Annotated in this window: 10 protein-coding genes; 7 read left to right on the forward strand and 3 right to left on the reverse strand. The window is 72.6% G+C overall.

Annotated elements, in window-relative coordinates:
- Window positions 1-386 (reverse strand): Gfo/Idh/MocA family oxidoreductase (locus tag ACFW1A_RS23435; protein ID WP_380411152.1); only part of this gene is annotated, 386 nt, incomplete at its 3' end.
- A 615-nt stretch (window positions 387-1,001) separates the two neighbouring features.
- Between ACFW1A_RS23435 and ACFW1A_RS23440 the strand changes: the two genes are divergently transcribed.
- The 5 genes from ACFW1A_RS23440 (at window position 1,002) to ACFW1A_RS23460 (ending at window position 11,827) form a co-directional block, all read left to right on the forward strand.
- Window positions 1,002-4,025: an alpha-mannosidase gene (locus ACFW1A_RS23440; RefSeq protein WP_380411153.1), complete on the forward strand. Its 3,024-nt coding sequence runs from the start codon at window positions 1,002-1,004 to the stop codon at window positions 4,023-4,025.
- A gap of 16 nt (window positions 4,026-4,041) precedes the next feature.
- Window positions 4,042-6,039 carry a DUF2264 domain-containing protein gene (locus ACFW1A_RS23445; RefSeq protein WP_380411154.1) on the forward strand — a complete coding sequence of 666 codons (1,998 nt, stop codon included), beginning with the start codon at window positions 4,042-4,044 and terminating at the stop codon, window positions 6,037-6,039.
- Window positions 6,032-9,166 carry an alpha-mannosidase gene (locus ACFW1A_RS23450; protein WP_380411155.1) on the forward strand — a complete coding sequence of 1,045 codons (3,135 nt, stop codon included), beginning with the start codon at window positions 6,032-6,034 and terminating at the stop codon, window positions 9,164-9,166. The genes ACFW1A_RS23445 and ACFW1A_RS23450 overlap by 8 nt, the downstream gene beginning before the upstream one ends.
- Before the next feature lie 210 nt (window positions 9,167-9,376).
- Window positions 9,377-10,522 carry an ROK family transcriptional regulator gene (locus tag ACFW1A_RS23455; protein ID WP_380411164.1) on the forward strand — a complete coding sequence of 382 codons (1,146 nt, stop codon included), beginning with the start codon at window positions 9,377-9,379 and terminating at the stop codon, window positions 10,520-10,522.
- 312 nt (window positions 10,523-10,834) lie between these two features.
- Window positions 10,835-11,827 (forward strand): aldo/keto reductase, encoded by a 993-nt coding sequence (locus ACFW1A_RS23460; RefSeq protein WP_380411157.1) that lies wholly within the window; start codon window positions 10,835-10,837, stop codon window positions 11,825-11,827.
- 450 nt (window positions 11,828-12,277) lie between these two features.
- Here the strand turns inward: ACFW1A_RS23460 and ACFW1A_RS23465 are convergent, their stop codons facing one another.
- Window positions 12,278-13,894, reverse strand: coding sequence for a multicopper oxidase family protein (locus ACFW1A_RS23465; RefSeq protein ID WP_380411158.1), 1,617 nt, complete (start codon window positions 13,892-13,894; stop codon window positions 12,278-12,280).
- 375 nt (window positions 13,895-14,269) lie between these two features.
- Here ACFW1A_RS23465 and ACFW1A_RS23470 point away from each other — a divergent pair, with 375 nt between their 5' ends.
- Entirely contained in the window at window positions 14,270-16,789 is a 2,520-nt protein-coding gene (locus ACFW1A_RS23470; protein WP_380411159.1) for a collagenase, read from the forward strand.
- Between the two features lie 58 nt (window positions 16,790-16,847).
- Here the strand turns inward: ACFW1A_RS23470 and ACFW1A_RS23475 are convergent, their stop codons facing one another.
- Complete coding sequence (locus tag ACFW1A_RS23475; protein ID WP_380411161.1) at window positions 16,848-19,286, reverse strand: FUSC family protein; 2,439 nt, start codon at window positions 19,284-19,286, stop codon at window positions 16,848-16,850.
- A gap of 188 nt (window positions 19,287-19,474) precedes the next feature.
- On the opposite strand from ACFW1A_RS23475, the gene ACFW1A_RS23480 reads away from it, so the two are divergent.
- On the forward strand, window positions 19,475-20,539 hold the full coding sequence (locus tag ACFW1A_RS23480; protein ID WP_380411163.1) for a hypothetical protein: 1,065 nt from the start codon (window positions 19,475-19,477) through the stop codon (window positions 20,537-20,539).
- The last annotated feature ends 41 nt before the right edge of the window (window positions 20,540-20,580 follow it).

The following is a 20,580-nucleotide window of genomic DNA, read 5'->3' on the forward strand; positions in this document are numbered from 1 at the left end:
GCCAGCCGGGCCAACTCCAGGGCCGCCTCCAGGGACTCCGCGGTCGGCTTCTCGGTGTAGACGTGCTTGCCGGCCGCGATCGCCTGCCGAATGGCGCCCTCGCGGGCCCGGGTGACCTGCGCGTCGAAGTAGACCTCGGCCAGCGGATGCGCCAGCGCCTCCTCCAACGAGGTGGTCCAGTGCGCCAGTTCGTGCCGCTCGGCGAGCTCCTTCACCTTGTGGGCACTGCGGCCGACCAGGATCGGCTCGGGCCACAGCACCTCCCCGTCGCCCAGGGCGAGACCGCCCTGCGCACGGACGGCCAGGATCGAGCGGACCAGGTGCTGGCGGTAGCCCATCCGGCCGGTGACACCGTTCATCACGATGCCGATCACCCTGCGTGGCATGTGTTGATCCTCTCTGCGGGCATGGTCAGTTCTGTCATCGACGGCGCGTCCGGGGGCACGGCGGGCAGCCGGCCGAGACGAGGCCGGGCCGGTGGGGGAGGGGCGTGCAACACGTCCGCGTCGCAGTGAGTGGGGAGAAGCCGCTGGACGACGGCGTCGCCGTCCCGGCGGATCCATCGGTGAGCCGGCGCAGCAGCGCCCGCTGTACCGGCAGACGCGCGTCTCGAACGGGCGAAGCAGCAGCGCGCCCCCGGACAGTAAATCCATCAACTGGGGTTAGTCAATCGATGCGGCAGTCTCCGTGACGTGACTGGCCACGCGCCCTGCCCGAGGTACTGGGTTCGCCAACCACCCTGGTCCGAGATCCCTTTCGGCGACTGTGCGGGCCTGGCCGCACGGTGGCGCACATCCGGTCGGGGGCTCTCGGCTCCGTAGTTCATCCAACGTCTTGACAAACCTCGGCGTCGATTCGTAGGTTCACCAAGCAAGCGATCACCCCCGGTTCGTCCCGCACCCGCGACCCCGGCCTCGTGCTCGGTGCCACCCCGTGCGCCCTGTCCCACCTGTACGGCTCGACCTACCCGCACACGCTCGCAGCAACAGGAGACCCCACCCATGCACGACGACCGGACATTGGTCGAAGCCCGACTGGACCGCGTCCTGCGGGAACGCATCCGTCCCGCGGTCCACCCGATGACGGCTCCCCTGGACGTCGAGATCTGGTCCACCCAGGGCGAACCGGTGCCCGTGGCCGAGGGGCTGACGGCACCGACCGGCCCGATCGCCGAGGGAACCCCGTGGGGCTCGCCCTGGGGAACCAGTTGGTTCAAGGTCACCGGCACCGTCCCCGCCGAGTGGGCCGGCCGCACCGTCGAGGCCGTGCTCGACCTGGGCTTCTCCCCGCGCACCCCGGGCTTCCAGTGCGAGGGCTTGGTCTACCGGCCCGACGGTACGCCCGTGAAGGGACTCCACCCGCGCAACTCCTACGTGCGGGTGGGCTCCCCGGTGGCCGGCGGGGAGCAGGTGCACTGGCACATCGAGGCCGCCTCCAACCCCGACCTCACCGCGGACGGAGCACCCTTCCAGCCCACCCGGTTGGGCGAGCGCGACACCGCGGGAGAGGCCCCGCAGTACGTGCTCGGCGCGATGCGGCTGGCCGTCTTCGACGAGACGGTGTGGAACCTCGTCATGGACCTGGAGGTGCTCGGCGAGCTGATGGCCGAGCTGCCGGTGGACGGGGCGCGTCGCTGGGAGATCCTGCGCGCCGTCGGTCGGGCGCTGGACGCCGTCGACCTGCAGGACGTCAACGGCACCGCCCGGGCGGCGCGGGACGAACTGGCCGGCGTGCTGGCGGCGCCCGCCGTCCCCGCCGCGCACCGGATCAGCGCGATCGGCCACGCGCACATCGACTCCGCGTGGCTGTGGCCGCTGCGCGAGACGGTGCGCAAGGTCGCCCGGACCGCGTCCAACATGACCGCGCTGCTGGAGGCGGAACCCGAGTTCGTGTTCGCCATGTCCCAGGCCCAGCAGTTCGCCTGGCTCAAGGAGCACCGGCCGGAGGTCTGGGCCCGGGTCAGGAAGGCCGTGGCGGAGGGCCGTTTCGTACCCGTTGGCGGGATGTGGGTGGAGTCCGACACCAACATGCCCGGCTCCGAGGCGATGGCGCGTCAGTTCGTGCACGGGAAGCGGTTCTTCCTGGAGGAGTTCGGCATCGAGAGCGAGGAGGCGTGGCTGCCGGACACCTTCGGCTTCGCCGCCGGGCTGCCGCAGATCATCAAGGCGGCCGGGGCGCGCCGGCTGCTGACCCAGAAGATCTCCTGGAGCCGGACCAACAGCTTCCCGCACCACACCTTCCTGTGGGAGGGCATCGACGGCTCGCGGATCTTCACCCACTTCCCGCCCGTCGACTCGTACAACTGCGAGATGCTGGGGCGTCAGATCGGGCACGCCGCGCGCAACTTCAAGGAGAAGGGCGTCGCCACCCGCTCGCTCGCGCCGACCGGCTACGGCGACGGGGGAGGCGGCACGACGCGCGAGATGGTCGCCAAGGCGGCCCGGCTGCGCAGCCTGGAGGGCTCGGCCGTGGTGGAGTGGGAGCCGCCGGCCGAGTTCTTCGCCAAGGCCGAGGCCGAGTACCCGAACCCGTCGGTCTGGGTCGGCGAGCTCTACCTGGAGCTGCACCGGGCCACCCTGACCAGCCAGGCGCAGACCAAGCGCGGCAACCGGCGCAGCGAGTCCCTGCTGCGGGAGGCCGAGCTGTGGGCGGCGACGGCGGCCGTGCGGACCGGCTCGCCCTACCCGTACGAGGAGTTGGACCGGATCTGGAAGACGGTGCTGCTGCACCAGTTCCACGACATCCTGCCCGGCTCCTCGATCGCGTGGGTGCACCGCGAGGCGCGCGAGACCTATGCCCGGTTGGCCGGGGAGCTGGAGGGCCTCATCACGACCGCGCAGCAGGCGCTGGCCGGTGAGGGGTCGGCCGAGCTGGTGTTCAACGGGGCACCGCACACCCGGGCCGGCGTGCCCGCAGGCGGTGCCGCGCCGGCGGCCGGGGCGGTCGGCGCGGTGCCGCCCGTCCCGCGCGAGGGCGGCGGCTACGTGCTGGACAACGGCCTGCTGCGGGTCGAGATCGACGACCGGGGCCTCGTCGTGTCGGCCTACGACCACACGGTCGGCCGCGAGGCGGTCGCTCCCGGCAGTGCGGCCAACCTGCTGCAGCTGCACCCCGACTTCCCCAACCAGTGGGACGCCTGGGACGTCGACGCCTTCTACCGCAACACCGGTCGGGACCTGGTCGACGTCGCCTCCCTCGGCGTCGACGGAACGGCCGTCCGGATCGAGCGGGTCTTCGGCGAGTCGACCGTCACCCAGCTGCTGTCGGTGCCCGACGGCGTGCCGCGCCTGGACATCGACACCGAGGTGGACTGGCACGAGCGGGAGCGGTTCCTGAAGCTGGCCTTTCCACTGGACGTGAAGGCGGACCGGTACGCCTCGGAGACCCAGTTCGGACACGCCTTCCGGCCCACCCACCAGAACACCAGTTGGGAGTGGGCGAAGTTCGAGGCCTGCAACCACCGCTTCGTGCACGTCGACGAGCCCGGCTGGGGCGTCGCGATCGTCAACGACGCCACCTACGGCCACGACGTCACCCGTACGGTGCGGACCGCCGACGCGGGCACGACCACCACGGTGCGGGCCTCACTGCTGCGCGCGCCGCGCTACCCCGACCCGGAGACCGACCAGGGCGTGCACCGGTTCCGGCACGCGCTGGTGCCGGGAGCGATCGGTGACGCGGTCCGCGAGGGCTACCGCGCCAACCTCCCCGAGCGCCGAGTCACCGGGGCCGGCCGCCCGGTGGCGCCCCTGGTGACCGTGGACCAGGACGCCGTGGTGGTGAGCGCGGTCAAACTGGCCGACGACCGCAGCGGCGACCTGGTGGTCCGCCTCTACGAGGCCCACGGCGGCCGGGCCTTCGCCGCCGTGTCCGTGGCGGGCGCCTTCGCCGTCGACCGCGCCGTCCCGACCGACCTGCTGGAGCGCCCCCTGGCGGACGCCGACCCGGTGGCGACCGAGGAGAGCACGGTCCACCTCCAGCTGAGGCCCTTTCAGCTGGTGACGCTGCGATTCCCGCGGGTCTGACGGGGAGCCACCGGCCATGAACCGCACCCCCATCACGAACCGCACCCCCGCCGAGGACCGCGCCCACTGGGAGCGGACGGCGGACCGGATGCTGCTCGCAGTGCGGCCGTACGCGACCGCCGGGCACGCCCTGATCGGCCTGCCCGGCACCGCGAGCTTCAACGGCGCGCACAGCGACGGACTCGAAGGCTTCGCCCGCACCTTCCTGCTGGCCGCGTTCCGGCTGGCGGGGTCCGGCGGAGCCGACCCGCTGGACCTGGCCGGCTGGTACGCGGCCGGTCTGGCCGCCGGGACCGATCCGAGGCACCCCGAACGCTGGCCCACCTTCGCCGAGTGCAACCAGGCCAAGGTCGAGGCCGCCTCCGTCGCACTCGCACTGCACGAGACCCGGCCGTGGATCTGGGACCGCCTCGAGGAGCGGGTCCGGCAGCAGGTCCTCGACTGGCTCGCGCCGATGGTCGGCGACCCGATGCCCGGCAACAACTGGATCTGGTTCCAGGGCGTCACCGAGGCGTTCGCCCGCACCAGCGGAGGGGCCTGGAGCCAGCAGGACCTGGACCGGGTGATCGCGCTCACCGACGGCTGGTACGCGGGCCGGGGCTGGTACTCCGACGGGCTGACCGGCGCCGAACGCCGCAACTTCGACCACTACAACGGCTGGGCCATGCACCTGTACCCGCTGTGGTTCTGCCGGATCCTCGGCGACGCGACCCCGGCGGGCCTGCTCGACCGCTACCGCGCCCGGCTGCACCGCTTCCTGGACGACCAGCGCCACCTGGTCGGTGCCAACGGCTCGCCGGTCGTCCAGGGCCGCTCGCTCACCTACCGGCACGCCGCCGTCGCGCCCGTGTGGACCGGAGCGCTCTTCGACGCCACACCCCTGGCGCCGGGTCAGACCCGGGCCGTCGCAAGCCGCATGCTGGATCACTTCACCCGGCACGGAGCCACCGACGAGCAGGGGTTGCTCACCCTCGGTTGGCACCGCCCCTACCGCGGTGTGCTGCAGGTCTACTCCGGTCCCGCGTCGCCCTACTGGGCGAGCAAGGGGTTCATCGGCCTTGCCCTGCCGGCGGAGCACCCGGTGTGGACCGAGGAGGCCACCCGACTGCCGGTCGAGGAGGGGGACTACACCCGCACCCTGGTGGCGCCCGGCTGGTTGGTTTCCGGCACCGCGGCGGACGGCGTGGTCCGCGTGGTCAACCACGGCGGTGACCACGCCGACCCGGCCCGCCCGCACGCCGACGACCCCTGCTACGCGCGGTTCGCCTACTCCACCCACACCGCGCCGGAGACGCCGGGTGATCCCACGGCCCACCCGCGGGCCTGCGCGGACGCCGACCCGCTCGACAACGCCGTCGTGCTCCTCGACGCTCACGGCCGCGCCTCCCACCGGCGGCCGACCACCCGGATCTCGGTCGACGGAGCCACCGCCGTCTCCCGCTCCCGCGCCCACTGGCCCGAGAACGCCACCTGGGACCCCTTCGGCGGCCCCGACACGGCGTACCGGATCGGCCCGTGGATCACCACCGGCTCCGCGCTGCGCGGATCGGTCGAGGTCCGCGCCGTCCGGGTGGACGGCGACGCCGGAGCCGGCCACGTGCTCCGGATCGGTGGCTGGGCCCTGGCCGTCGACCCTGACGCCGAGTCGGCCGCGGCCCCGGGTTCCGGCGCGAGCGCCGCGGTCACGGGCGTGGACGGACTCGTCTCGCTGGTCGTCGGCGCGCACCGGCTCCCGCACGCCCTCGTCGTGCCGGGCAGCGAGAGCAACGCCATGGGGCCCGCCTCCGCCACTCCCGTGCTGGAGACCGAAGGCCCGGTCGCGCACGGCACCCTCCACGTCGCCCTGGTCCACCTCGGCGGCGGTGCCCCCACCGCACTGCCGCAGGTGGCCACCCGGACCGAGGGCACCACCCTGCTCGCCGAGGTCAGCTGGCCCGGCGGCGCCCGGGACATCCTCCGCCTGCCCGCACCCGATCCCGCGCACGACCCCTGGAAGGACCAGCACGGTGCATGACGACCGCCGGATCATCGAGGACCGGATCCGCAAGCTGCTGGACCGGGTGGTCCGCCCCGCCCTGTACGGCGCCGCCCGCCCGCTCGCGCTGAGCGCCTGGACGGTTGCCGGCGAGCCCGTCCCGGTGGCCGAGGCGCTGGGTGCCGACTACCGCCCCTTCGCGCTCGGTGCCACCTGGGGCGGCCCCTGGTCGACGACCTGGCTGCGGGCGAGCGCGCAGATCCCCGAGGAGTGGGCCGGCCGCCGCGTCGAGGCGGTCTTCGACCTCGGCTTCGACCTCACCAAGGGCCCCGGCGGCCAGGCCGAGGGCCTGGTCCACGACGCCCACGGCTCCCCGCTGCAGGGCCTGCACCCCTACAACCGCAGCGTGCTGCTCACCGGGTCCGCGACCGCGGGGGAGCGCGTCGACCTGCTGGTCGAGCTGGCCGCGAACCCGCCCATCGTCGCCAGCGCCGGCCGCGGCACCGAGTACGGAGCCCTGGAGACCGCCGGGACCGAGCACCTCTACCAGCTGCGCCAGGCCGAGATCGCCGTGCGCGAGGAGGACGTCTGGCACCTCGTCCACGACATCGAGGTGCTCGACGAGCTGATGCGCGAACTGCCGCTCGGTTCCTCGCGGCGTCACGAGATCCTGTACGCGCTGCGCGGCGCCGCCGACGCCGTCGACCCGACCGACGTGGCCGGCACCGCGGGGCGGGCCCGGGCCCGGTTGGCCGAGGTGCTCGCCCGGCCCGCCCACGCCTCCGCGCACACGATCAGCGCCGTCGGCCACGCCCACATCGACTCCGCCTGGCTCTGGCCGGTCCGCGAGACGGTGCGCAAGTGCGCCCGCACCTTCACGAACATGACCACCCTCGCCCAGGAGTACCCCGAACTGGTCTTCGCCTGCTCCTCGGCGCAGCAGTACGCGTGGATGAAGGAGCAGCACCCGGAGGTCTTCGCCCGGATCAAGAAGGCTGCGGCCGAGGGTAGTTGGGCCCCGGTCGGCGGCATGTGGGTCGAGGCGGACGGCAACCTGCCCGGCGGTGAGGCGCTGGCCCGCCAACTGGTCCAGGGCCGGCGCTTCTTCGCCGACGAGTTCGGTGTCGAGCAGCCCGGTGTCTGGCTGCCGGACTCCTTCGGCTACACCGCCGCCTACCCCCAGCTCGCCAAGCTGGCCGGCGCCCGCTGGTTCCTGACCCAGAAGCTGTCCTGGAACGAGACCAACAGGCTCCCGCACCACACCTTCGCCTGGGAGGGCATCGACGGCTCGCGGATCTTCACCCACTTCCCGCCCGTCGACAGCTACAACGCCTCCCTGACGGCCGCCGAACTCGCCCATGCCGAGAGCAACTTCGCGGACAAGGGAGTGGCCTCCCGGTCGCTGGCGCCGTTCGGCTACGGCGACGGCGGCGGCGGCCCGTCCAGGTCGATGCTGGAGAAGGCGCGCCGCCTTCGCGACCTCGAGGGCTCACCCCGCGTGGTGGTCGAGTCGCCGGACGCCTTCTTCGCTGCGGCCGCCGCCGAGCGCGAGGAACTTCCGGTCTGGCGAGGCGAGTTGTACCTGGAGAACCATCGCGGCACCTACACCAGCCAGGCCCGCACCAAGCGCGGCAACCGGCGCAGCGAAGGCCTGTTGCGGGAGGCCGAACTCTGGGCCGCCACCGCGGCGGTCCACGCGGGCGCGCCCTACCCCTACCAGCGTCTGGAGGCGCTGTGGCGGCGGGTGCTGCTGAACCAGTTCCACGACATCCTCCCCGGCTCCTCCATCGCCTGGGTGCACCGCCAGGCCGAGCGCGAATACGGCGAGATCCACGCCGAGCTGGAGGAGATCGTCGCCGAGGCCGCAGGCCACCTGCCCGGCGCGCCCGCGTTCCTCAATGCGGGCCCCCACCCGCGCCGCGAGGTCACCGTCCTGCCCGGCGAGCAGCCGTTCCCCGCCGGGCAGGCCCTCGCCGACGGCCGCACCGCCGTCCTCGCCGAGGCTCCCGCCCTCGGTTCGGGCGCCGCCACGGCTCCGGCCGCCGGCGTCACCGCCGCCGAGCGCGACGGCGGTTACGTCCTGGACAACGGCCTGCTCGCCGTCACCGTGGACCGGCGCGGTCTGATCACCTCGGTCCACGACCGGGTCCACGGGCGCGAGGCCATCGCCCCCGGCGCGGCCGGCAACCTGCTCCAACTCCACCCGGACGACCCCACCCTGTGGTCCGCCTGGAACCTCGACTCCTACTACCGAGACACCGTGCGCGACCTGGACCTGGCCGAGTCCGTCACCCTGCTGGACGCCGGTCCGCTGCTCGCCCGCGTCCGCGTGGTGCACGTCCACGGCGCCTCCCGCTTCGTCCAGGACATCGAACTGGCCGCCGAGAGCCGCCAGGTGACGGTCCGCAACGACATCGACTGGCAGGAGCGCGACATGGTGCTCAAGGCGGCCTGGCCCCTCGACGTCCACGCCGAGCACGAGAGCGCCGAGATCCAGTTCGGGCACGTGCAGCGCCCGACCCACGAGAACACCAGTTGGGACGCCGCCCGGTTCGAGCTCTGGGCGCACCGCTGGATCCACGTCGGCGAGCGCCGCTGGGGAGCGGCGCTGCTCACCGACTCGACCTACGGCCACGACGTCCGCCGGGACACCCGGGCCGACGGGGGCACCACGACGACCGTGCGCCTGTCCCTGCTGCGGGCCCCGCACAGCCCCGATCCGCAGGCCGATCGCGGGCGGCACCGGTTCAGCTACGCGCTGCTGGCGGGCGCGGGCATCGAGGAGGCCGTCGCGGCGGGTTACGCCCTCAACCTTCCGCTGCGCCCCGCCCCCGCCCGCGCCGTGCCGCTGGTCGCGCTGGACACCACCGACGTGGTGGTGGAGTCGGTCAAGCTCGCCGACGACCGCAGCGGCGACGTCGTCGTGCGCCTCTACGAGGCGGGCGGGGGAGCGGCGGCCGCGCGGCTGTCGACGGGCTTCGCCCTCGCCGCCGCCCACGACTGCGACCTGCTCGAACGGCCGGAGCAGGAACTGGTGGCGACGCCCGCGGGCACCGGCCCGGACGGGGCGGCGTTGCCGGGCGGGATCGACCTGCGCCTGCGTGCCTTCCAGATCCGCACCCTGCGCCTGCGCCCGGCCACCGGTACGCCCACCGGGCAGGCCTGACCCGGGACCCCGGCGCCGCCGGACGGGCGAACCCCGTCCGGTCGGCTCCGCAGGGATAGAACACCTGTGCAATAGCATTTCACTGACTGGACACATCGGAGCGACGGAACCCGGATGCCGCCGCCCGGGGCTGGGAGACCCACGTTGACGAGCACGACGGAGCGCAGGGGGACGACGTCCACCACGCGGCGCGGCACCAATCTGCCGCGGATGGGCGACTTCAACGAGTCCGTGATCCTGGATGCCATCCGCCGGCACGGGACCGGCCTGAGCCGCGTCGAACTCGCCACGGCCACCGGACTGTCCGCACAGACCGTCTCCAACATCACCCGGCGGCTGCTCGACCAGGGCGTGGTGCGGGAGTCGGGCAAGCAGAACGTGGGCAGCGGCAAGCCCCGCACGTTGCTGGAGATCGTGCCGGCCTCGCGCTACGCCCTGGGGGTGCACCTCGACCCCGCTCTCATCACGTGCGTGCTGGTCGACCTGCTGGGGACCGTGCTGGCCGAGCGCAGCCGGGCCACGCCCGCCGACGGGGACACCGACCGGATCGCCGCGGACATGGCCGCCTCGGTCGCCACGATCGTCGCCGAGTCCGGAGCCGACCGCGAACGCATCCTGGGCCTCGGAATCGCCGCGCCCGGACCCATCGACGCCGCCGCCGGATGGGTGATCGACCCGCCCGAGATGCAGGGCTGGGGCCGCTATCCGCTGCGGGACCGGCTCAGCGAGGCCACCGGGTTCCCCGCCGTCCTGGACAAGGACGTCACCGCGGCGGTCGTCGCCGAGCACTGGGCCGGCTCGGCCGGTGACAGCGGCAACCTGCTCTTCTTCTACTTCGGGACGGGGTCCGGCATGGGCCTGGTCGTGGACGACACCGTGCTGCGCGGCGTGTCGGGCAACGCCGGAGAGGTCGGCGGCCTGGGGGCGGGCTGTTCGACCCGCGCCCTGGTCGAGGAGGCGGTCGCCCTGGGCGTGCTCGGCGCGGAGTACACGGTCACCAATCCCGCGGACGCCCAGCGCGGCCTGGAGCGGCTGGCCGAACTGGCGGAAGACGACGCCCAGGCGGGCGGCATCCTCGAGCGTCTGGCCATCCGCATCGGTCGCGGGGTCTGCGCGGCAGCGACCCTGCTCGACGTCGACACCATCGTCTTCGGCGGGCCGACCTGGCACGTTCTCGCCCACCGGCTGCTGCCCGTCATCGAGCCGATGGTCGCCAGCTCACCCTTCATCAAGGCGCCCCACCCGACGACTGTCGCCTCCACCGTCCTGGGAGTGAACGTGGCAGCGGTGGGAGCAGCCTCCCTGGTCCTCGACAGCGCCCTCTCGGCCCAACCCCGGGCCCTGCTGTTGAAGTGACGAGGACCGGGGCGGTCGGCACGGCGACCGACCCGCGGCCTTCGCCGCCCGGCGTCGCGGCACGTGGGCGGCTGTACCCGAGCGGCGCCCTCGGCGCGCCGTAGCACCGGCGATCAGACCGAGGGCACGCCGGCCTGTTCGACGTCGCCGCACCGGCATGGAACATCCCACAACGGTCCACGGAATCCTGGCCCTGGAGCTCTTCTCAGCCGGAGTCACTGCCGGACAGCCCCGGCCGGACCACTCATCGAGGTCCGCCGCGAGGCGACGATCAATCAAGCGACCCGAGAAAACCAGCCCTTTGGAGCGGCCTTGTACATCCCCGATCCAGATCGATACACGACCATGGACTACCGACGCGCCGGGCGCAGCGGCCTGAGCCTTCCCGGGATCTCCCTCGGCCTGTGGCACAACTTCGGTCCCGCCCGCCCGGTGGAGATCCAGCGCGGCATCCTGCGCCGTGCATTCGACCTCGGCATCACGCATTTCGACCTCGCGAACAACTACGGACCGCCGCCCGGCGCCGCAGAGTCCGCCCTGGGCGAGGCGCTCCGCTCGGACTTCGCCAGCCATCGTGACGAGTTGGTGATTTCGACAAAGGCCGGCTACCGGATGTCGTCCGGCCCGTACGGCGAATGGGGGTCACGAAAGCATCTGCTGTCGTCGCTCGACCGGAGCCTGGGACGGATGGGTCTGGACCATGTCGACATCTTCTACTCGCACCGCTACGACCCCAGCACCCCCCTGGAGGAGACGATGGGTGCCCTCAACTCCGCAGTCCGACAAGGTAAGGCGCTGTACGTCGGGGTCTCCAACTACCCCGCGGAGCAGACCCGCGAGGCGGCGCGGATCCTTCGCGAGCTGGGAACCCCGCTGCTGATCCACCAGGTGCGCTACTCGATGCTCGATCGCCGCCCCGAACAGCACGGCCTGCTGGACGCATTCGACGATCTCCAGGTCGGCTCCATCGCCTACTCCCCGCTGGAACAGGGACTGCTGACCGACCGCTACCTGGACGGCATCCCCCAGGACTCGCGGGCCGCGACCGAGGGCACCGCCCTGAACGGCGACGTGATCACCGAGGACCTGGTGGCGAGGCTGCGCGACCTGAACCAGATCGCAAAATCACGCGGCCAGAGCCTTGCCCAGATGGCCTTGGCCTGGACCCTGCGAGACGGCCGGGTCACGTCCGCCCTCGTAGGTGCGAGCAGCGCCCAGCAACTGGACAACAGTACGGACGCCCTCCGGAACCTCGACTTCGCCCCGGCCGAACTGGCCCAGATCGACGCCGTCCTCAACCGCTGAACCGATTGCTCCAGAAGCTGCGCAACCGCCCTCCCGGGTTCGTACAGCCAGCGACTCCGTCCCGTCGTCGGTGGTAGCGCTTCGTGGTGGGTCACTGGAGGAAGTTGCGATGGCGGAGGAGGTCGAAGCTCGCGCGGCCGTGCACCTGCCTCATGATCCGCTTGGTGCGGATGTTCACGCCCGCGGTCCGGCCGTTGTGGTGCGGGAGGGTGCTCGGCGAGCCGGGCCTTCGCCCTGTCCTGGGTGGCGAAGCCGGATGGGGTGTTCGCACTCCTTGAAGAGCGTCCCCACGCCGCGGATCGGATTCACGGTGGCCGTGGCTTGATGCAACTCCGCGGTCTGGTCGAGACCTTGTGCTGACCCCGGGTGGTCGATCAAGTCCACGGCTTCGGCGGGGCCGGGCTTCCCGTGGTGGGTCCCACCCGTGTGGTCGCGGGTGGGACCCCGGGGTCAACGGACCACGTTGATGAAGCTCATCATGCCGTTGTCCTCGTGCGCCGCGATGTGGCAGTGGAACATCCACGCGCCCTCGTAGTCGGCGAAGTTGATGCGGATGACGACCTTGCCGGGGACGCCGTTCTGCTCGTGGGGGACGGGGACGGTGTCCTGGCGGTGGGTGTAGGGCTGGGGGACGCCGTTGATGGAGACCACCTGGAAGGCGGTGGTGTGGAGGTGGAAGGGGTGGTCCTCGTCGGCGGCGTTGGTGATGGTCCACTCCTCGACGGTGCCCAGCTTGGCGGGGGTGTCGAAGACGGAGGTGCCCATCGCGAACTGCTTGCCGTTGATGAAGAACTGGGAGTCCTCCTCCTTCTCCGACAGCACCAGGTCGCGGTGCTGGGCGACCGGGACGGCGGAGAGGTCGGCCGGAGCAGTGGGCATGCCGCCGGTGGGGAGCGGCAGGCGGTGCTCGGAGTGGCCGGCCACGTTGACGGTGGCGAGCTCGGTGTCGGGGTAGGAGTCGCCGTCGGGACCGTTGGAGTAGGCCAGGGTGCGCAGCGTGGTGCGGCCGGGGTTGCCGTTGGCGGTGACCAGGACGTCGTAGCGCTTGCCCGGGGGCAGCAGCAGGGTGTCCGCCGTGGTCACCTGGGAGACGGGGGTGCCGTCCTCGCCGACGACGGTGAACCGGTAGCCGTCCAGCTGGAGCTGGTAGAAGATGTCGGCCCCGGCGTTGACCAGGCGCCACAGTTGGGTCTCGTTCGGGCGCATCGACAGCACCGGGCGCAGCTGGCCGTTGACCGTGCGGACGGTCGGCGCGTTGGAGTCGATGGCGCCGGCGGCGGTGTTCTGCACCAGGTGGTTGTCGGTGCCGACCTGGGCGTCCTTCAGCACCAGGGTGTGCGCGGTGATCTGCTGCAGGTCGGCGGGGAGCAGGGTGCGGTCGTCGCCGACGATCAGCGCGCCGGACAGGCCGTCGGAGATCTGGTTCTCCACGTCGCCCGGCATGAACGGCATGTCGTTCGTGCCCGCCGTGCCGGACGTTCCCGCCATGCCCGACATCCCCGACATCCCGGAGTCCGAGCAGCTCGTGCCCATCGCGTGGCTGTGGTACCAGAAGGTGCCCTGCGGGTGGTCGGCCGGGATGGCCAGCGTGTAGGTGGTCGAGGCGCCGGGTGCGACGCAGAGGAACGGGTCGTCCGACTGGCCCTGGGGGGACACGTGCAGGCCGTGGAAGTGCAGGTTGGTCGCCACCGGCAGGTTGTTGACCAGGTGCACGGTGAGCGTGTCACCCGGCTTGACCCGGATGGTCGGCGCGACGAACGAGCCGGTCCAGGAGGCGCCGTAGACCTTCTTGCCGCCGACCTCGAACTGGGTCCTGGTGGAGTCCAGGGTGATGTTGACGTTGTGCTTCGCGTCGGAGTCGGCGTTGACCGGGTCGTGGAACGGGCGCCCCGGGTGCATGCCCTGTTCCTGCTGGTTGGTGGTCGGCGGGTCGGCGGCCATCGCCGCGGTGCCGACCGCCGCACCGGCGACGACCAGGGCGAGGGCGGTCATGGCGTGGAACGTGCGCCGGGTTCGGCGCAGGTGCGACTGTCGGCGGTCCGCCGCCGCCGAGAGGTCGTCAGTCATCCGGGATCTCCGGTTCATGAGGGAGGGTGAGTGGGTCTGGTGGTGCGAACTGTGCGGCACTACCTTGAATGATCATCATCATGTCGGACAAGTGCTGACACTGAGTTCAACTGACGCCCCGGTGAGTGGCTGCCTCGGCGCATCCGGCCAGCTCAAGCGGTTCGTACACCGCGTGCAGGGGAGCGGGTGGCGGCGCCGGGAGGGGCGCCTGCCCGCCCGTCTCGAACCGGGGGAGCGCGTGTGATCGGTGCTCCGTGAGGGCAGGCAGGCCACCATATGCTATGTCACACGGTATTGACGGTGCATCAGCAACGTGCGACTCTGCGATTGGCGCCGCCAACCCCCACTGCGGCGCACAACCCCCAAGGAGCAACGATGCGTTCGCGCTTCCGCCTGCCCAGATTGCTGGCCGTGCTCGCCGCGACGAGTACGGCCCTGCTCGGCTTCGCCGTCGCCCCCAGCCTCGCCGCAGCCGCGCCCGCCGGCCTCGCCGCCCCCACGGAACAGGCCCAACTGGCCGCCACTGCCCACTCGTTGCCGCCCACCGGCAGCCAGCACCCGGGCGACCGCAACCCGGCGCCCGCCCAGCAGCGCGTCGCCCCCGCCCAACTCCCGCCGCGGATACCGGCTACCGCTCCCGTGCACCACCCGGCGGTCGGCACCGCCACCGCCACCAGCGCCTCCTGCACCCCCGGTGACTTCAGCTCCCGGACCGGCGCGGCCCTGGTCGCCTTCGTCGAGGCTGCCACCCCGGACTGCGTGAACACCCTGTTCGGCGTCACCGGCAGCGCCGCCGGCGGGGTGTTCAAGGAGAGCCAGATGCTCACCGTCGCCAACGCCTTCCAGGGCAGTGCGGCGGGCTACACCGGCGACGACTCCACCGGGATCTGGCAGTTGGTGCTCTTCCTGCGGGCCGGCTACTACGTGCAGTACTACGACAGCACCGACGTCGGCTCCTACGACGCCACCCTCACCAACGCGGTGGCCGCCGGCATCGACGCGTTCGTCGGGTCCGCCCACTTCGCCGACGTGACCGACGCCAACGGCCAGGTGGCCGGTGAGGTTGTCGTGCTCAGCGACAGCGCCGACCTGCAGGCCCGCTACCTGAAGACGTACCAGCAGGTGCTGAACGGCTACAGCAGCGCGACCTACAACTCCTCCTGGTACATGGTGAACTTCGTCAACGACGTGTTCACCCCGCTCTACCGCGGCCACCAGAACGCGGACTTCGTCACCGCCGTCACCAACGACCCGAGCATCATCACCACGCTGGACACCTTCGCGCTGAACCACCGCGACCTGCTGGGCACCGGCAACTCCTTCCTCGACTCCAACGCGGGGCTGGAGACCGCGCGGTTCGTCGAGCACACCGCCTTGCAGAGCACGGTGCGCCCGCTGATCAAGGGCCTGCTGGGTGCCTCCGCGATCACCGGCCCGACCGCCCCGCTCTGGGTCGGCGTGGCCAACCTGGCCAGCTACTACGACCAGGCCAACTGCGCCTACTACGACGTCTGCAACCTGGTCCAGCGGCTCACCGCGGCGGCCCTCCCGATCAGCCGCAGCTGCGACGCCGCGCACACGATCCTCGCCCAGGACCTGAGCGCCACCGACCTGAACGCGGTCTGCGCCAGCCTGCAGAACCAGGACCCCTACGTGCACACCCTGGTCAAGGACAACGGCCCGATCCCGGGCCAGTACGAGTCCACGCTGCAGTTGGTGGTCTTCGCCAGCTCGACCGACTACCAGACCTACGCGGGCCCGATCTACGGCGTGAGCACCAACAACGGCGGCATCACGCTGATCGGCGACCCGACCGATGCCACCAACCTGCCGCGCTCGATCATGTACCGCGACGCGGGGGACGACGGCTTCACCGCGCGGGTCTGGAACCTCAACCACGAGTACACCCACGCGCTCGACGGCCGCTTCGACCTCAAGGGGAACTTCTCCCAGCAGATCGCGGTGCCGGACGTGTGGTGGATCGAGGGCGTCGCCGAGTACGTCTCCTACAGCTACCGGGGCGTGACCGACACCCAGGCGCTCGCCGAGGCCGCCAAGCACACGTACGCGCTGAGCACCCTGTTCCAGAACACCTACGACAACTCGGACACCACCCGCACCTACCCCTGGGGCTACCTCGCGGTGCGGTACATGGTCGAGAAGCACCCCGACGTCATCCAGTCGATGCTCGGCCACTTCCGCACCGGTGACTACACCGGCGGCTACGCCACCTACAACTCGCTCGGCACCAGCTACGACGCCGACTTCTCCAGTTGGCTCGACAGCCTGGCCGGCGGGAGCGGCGGCGGGGTTCCCGCGGCGGCCTTCGACGCGGCGGTCTCCGGGCTGACGGTGCAACTGACCGACCGCTCCACCGAGTCGGGGACCGGCAGCATCACCGGCTGGTCCTGGAACTTCGGCGACGGGACCGGTTCCACCCAGCAGAGCCCGGCCAAGACCTACACGGCAGCCGGCAGCTACACCGTCTCGCTGACCGTGACCGACAGCGGCGGCCGGACCGCCAGCACCAGCCGCACCGTCACGGTCGGCGCCGGCGGCGCGCCGGTGCCGTGCACCGCCGCCGACACGCGGGCGATGGGCCCGAACTGCTACCGGTCCGGCCAGGCCGAGACGGTGCAGAACCTGGACTACTTCTACCTGTGGCTGCCGGCCGGGACGACCACGCTGACCGTCACCAGCACCGGCGGCACCGGGACCGCCTACCTGTACTACAACGCCAACAGCTGGGCCACGCCCAGCGCCTACACCAGTGCCTCCACCCACTCCGGCACCGCGCAGAGCCTGACCGTGACCAACACCGCGGCCGGGTACCGGTACTTCAGCCTCTACGCCCAGACCGCGTTCAGCGGGGTCACGGTCACCACCCAGTACTGAGACCGGGCCGGACGGCGGAGACCGGGCCGGCCCCGAGCGGTGGCTCCGGCTGCGGCGGTCAGGCGACCGCCGCAGCCGTGGTGTCTACCGCGGGGCGGGCGCCGTCCGGGGTGGCGGTGCCTGACACGGTCGGGGTGCCGGCCGTGACTGGGGCGGCTGCCGCAGCCGGGCCGGCCGCCCGGGCCGGGGTGGGTCCGGTGGGCGCGGCCACCTTCTCGCGCCGGAAGGCGAGTTCGAGATCGTCCAGCGCCTGGTCGAGCAGCCGCCCGGCACCGGCCAGTACCCCGGCGGTCCCGTCACCCGGTCCGGCACCGCCACCGGAACGGCCTCCGGGTCCGGCACTGTCTCCGTCACCGGCCCCGTCCCGCTCCGTCCAGGCACGGTGGACGGCCCGCAGTGCGCCGAACTCCGGGGCCCGCCCAGCCCGTACCGCGTCGGCGGCCGCCTCGGTCGCCCGGGCCAGCGCCACCGCGAACTCCCCGGCGCCCGGCGCCGGCGCGGCGCCCCGCTCGGGCAGCTGCGCCTCCAGCAGCACACCCACCCGGCCCAGCAGCCCGACCGCCGCGCGGGCCTTCTCCAGTCGGCGGGGCGTCAGGTTCTCCGGGCAGTGCCAGCCCGGCTCGGCGGCGGCGCACTTGATGCCCTCCAGCAGACCGGCCCGGGCGGACCGGGCGTCCAGCAGTGCGTCGCGCACCGCCCGGCGGTCGGCGCCGCGCGGGTCGCCGAAGACCGCGAACACGCCCGCGCAGTACCGGCCGGTCGACTCCAACCAGTCGGCGAGCCGGTCGTTCAACCGGGTCGACGCCCAACTGGGGAAGGCGGCGAAGGTGAGCAGCGCGACCGTCCCGCCCAGCAGCGTCAGGCCGACCCGGTCCAGCGCCAGCACCAGCGGGTTGCCGTGCTGCAGGCCGAGCAGGAAGACCACGTAGGCGCTGACGAAGGCCGTCATCATCGCGTAGCCGGTCTTCAGCGTGAGGTAGGCCCCGCCGATGCAGGCCACGGCCAGGCCGAAGGCCCACCAGCGGTTCGGGTGCAGCAGCTCCACCAGGACGGTGGCCACCGCCACGCCGACCGAGGTGCCGGCCAGGCGCGCCACGCCGCGGCTGAAGGTCTGTCCGAAGTCGGGGCGGATCACCATCGCCGCGGTCATCGGTGCCCAGTACCCGCGCGGCAGCCCGAGCAGCCCGGTGGCGAGCTGCGCCACCGTCACCACGACGGCCAGCCGCACGGCGTGGCGCAGCACCGGCGAGTCGGGCCGCAGCTGGCGGCGCACGCTGTGCAGGGCCCGGGGGAGGGCGTGGAAGAGCGCCGGCCGCGGCAGCGCGCCCGAGCTCGGGCGCGGCGCGTCACCGACGCTGTGATGATCGCACCGCTCCAGCGTGTCGGCGGCCCGGCCGAGCAGTACGGTCAGCTGCCGGGCGCAGTCCGCGGCGGCCGCCGGGAGCAGCGCCGGGAGCGCTGTCGGGGGCAGCGCCGGGAGCAGCGCCGGGAACGCCCCGGCGCTCCCCACGTTCCCGGTGGCCACGATGTCCGTGCCGGTCCCGGCGTCGCCGACACTCCCGGTGCCCGCGCCGCCGTCGGCGCCCCCGGCCTCCCGTGAGCGCTGCGCGGGCAGGACCAGGGCGAGCGCCGCGCCGGGCAGCTGCAGCGGGTGGCCGTGGCGGATCGCCGACGCCAGTGCGTCCAGCAGCTCGGCCGCGGCCGCCAGCACCTCGCGCACCCGCTCGCGGGCGGGTCCCTCCTCGGGCACCCCGGCGCGCGGGTCGGCCAGCGCGGTCAGTGCCGGACGCATCGACTCGGCCAGGCCGCGCAGACCGTGGAGTTCCTGCGGGCGGTGCCGGTCCTGCCAGGGGGTCAGCTCGGAGGCGTGCCGGGCCTGGATCAGCGCCTCGGGGTCGACCGGCGCGGTCGGGTCCTCGCGGAGCCGGCGGGCGTAGTCGGCCAGCGCGGCGTAGGCGTCGGCCAGCGCGTCGCGGTGCGCCTGCCAGTCCTCGATCGGCCAGAGCGCGATCAGCAGCGCCTGGACCACCCCGCCGACGGCGCACAGCAGCGCGTGGTCGAGCGCGGTCGACACGCCGACCGGCAGCTGGACCACCACCAGCATCACCGACACGCTGGTCGCCGCCACCACGCCGCCGGTCTGCCCGATCGCCCAGGCCAGGCCCGCCAGCAGCGCCCAGCACGCCAGCACCACCGGGAACAGACCCGGTACCGAGACCGACAGGTAGCCGGTGAAGGTGCTGACGCCCAGTCCGATCGCCGAGGCCACCGCGAGCGAGGGGCGGGGGCGGAAACTGCGCTGGAAGGTGGCGACCCCGGCGATGAAGGCGCCCAGCGCCGCCGAGGTGGCCGGCCGCGGCCCGCCGATCGCGAGGGTCGGGAAGGCGACCAGGGCGACCGCGAGCGCCGCGCGCAGTGCGCGCTTGGGACTGGAGTAGGCGCGGTTGAGGTGCAGCCCGGTCCGGGTGGTGGTCCGGAGGGCGTCGATCCAAGGCATGGCGGAGAGTGTATGCGGAAGGTGATCCTCCGCAGTGGCGCCCCGGTCCCGTCCGGCGCGCGGCGGGAGAACGTTTCGCAAACACCGGACGCCGGCCGCCGCGTCTGATCTAACGTGGGCCCTGCCCGATCGAGTTGGGGAGGAAGAGTATGAACTCGCTTGGTACAAAGGTCTGTTGGATAGCAGCTATGGCAATCTCGACCGTGCTGCCGGTGACCGGGGGCGGCATCGCGGCGGCCGGCGCGGCCACCCCGTCCGCGGTGCACACCGTGGACGTGGGCGGCATCGTGGCCGGGGCCGTGCAGAGCCCGGACGGCAGCAAGCTCTACGTCACCGCGGACGGCAAGCTCAAGACCGTCGACCTGGCCACCTACACCGTCACCGCCCAGGTCGCCCTGGCCAACAGCAACAGCGACTACCGCCAGACGGTGATCAGCCCGGACGGCACCCGGGTCTACGCCGTCAGCGGCCAGGTGATGAACGTCGTGGACACCACCAGCAACACCCTGGTCGCCCAGGTCCCGCTGCCCGCCCAGAACCAGCCCGCCAACTGGCCCGGCGGCCGCACCCACACGGTGCTGATCAGCGCCGACGGTGCCACCGTGTACGTCGCCCAGGACGGTTACACCGGTTACGGGGTGCCGCCGGTCCCGCCGCCGGGCGCGTTCGCCGAGACGCCCGGCCGGGTGCTCGCCTTCGCCACCGCGCAGAACGCCTTCGTCGGCCAGGTCGCGTTCAACGGGGCCTACCTGCACACCATCGCGCTGCGCCCCGGCACCCGGGACCTGTACGCGGCCAGCGCGTCGGGGCTGATGCACCTCGACGCCTCGACCCCGACGCCGACGGTCGTCGGCCGGGTCACCGGGCTGAGCACGGCGGTCTCGACCGAGGCGTTCTCGCCGGACGGCACCAAGCTGTACGTCCAGGACAGCCAGCACGGCAACCAGGTCACCCCCGTGAACCCGGCCACCGACGCCGCCCAGACGCCGGTCACCCTCGCGCTGGGGATCGCCACCCTCTCGGTCGGCCCGGACGGCACCCAGCTGCGCGGGCTGCACTACGACTCCAGCACGGGCAGCGCGACCGTCGCCTCGTTCGACGCCACCACCGGTGCCAACCTGCCGGCGCTCGCCGTCCCGTCCACCCTCCGCGCCACGTTCGACGCCACCTTCAGCCCGGACGACTCCACCGTGTACGCGATCGGCACCATGCCGAGCAGCTACGACTGCGCCGTGCAGATCATCCAGCGTTGACCCGGCGCGCCCGCGCCGGGACCCGTCGGCCCGGCTCCTCC

Source organism: Kitasatospora sp. NPDC058965 (assembly GCF_042741245.1).
Lineage (GTDB): Bacteria > Actinomycetota > Actinomycetes > Streptomycetales > Streptomycetaceae > Kitasatospora.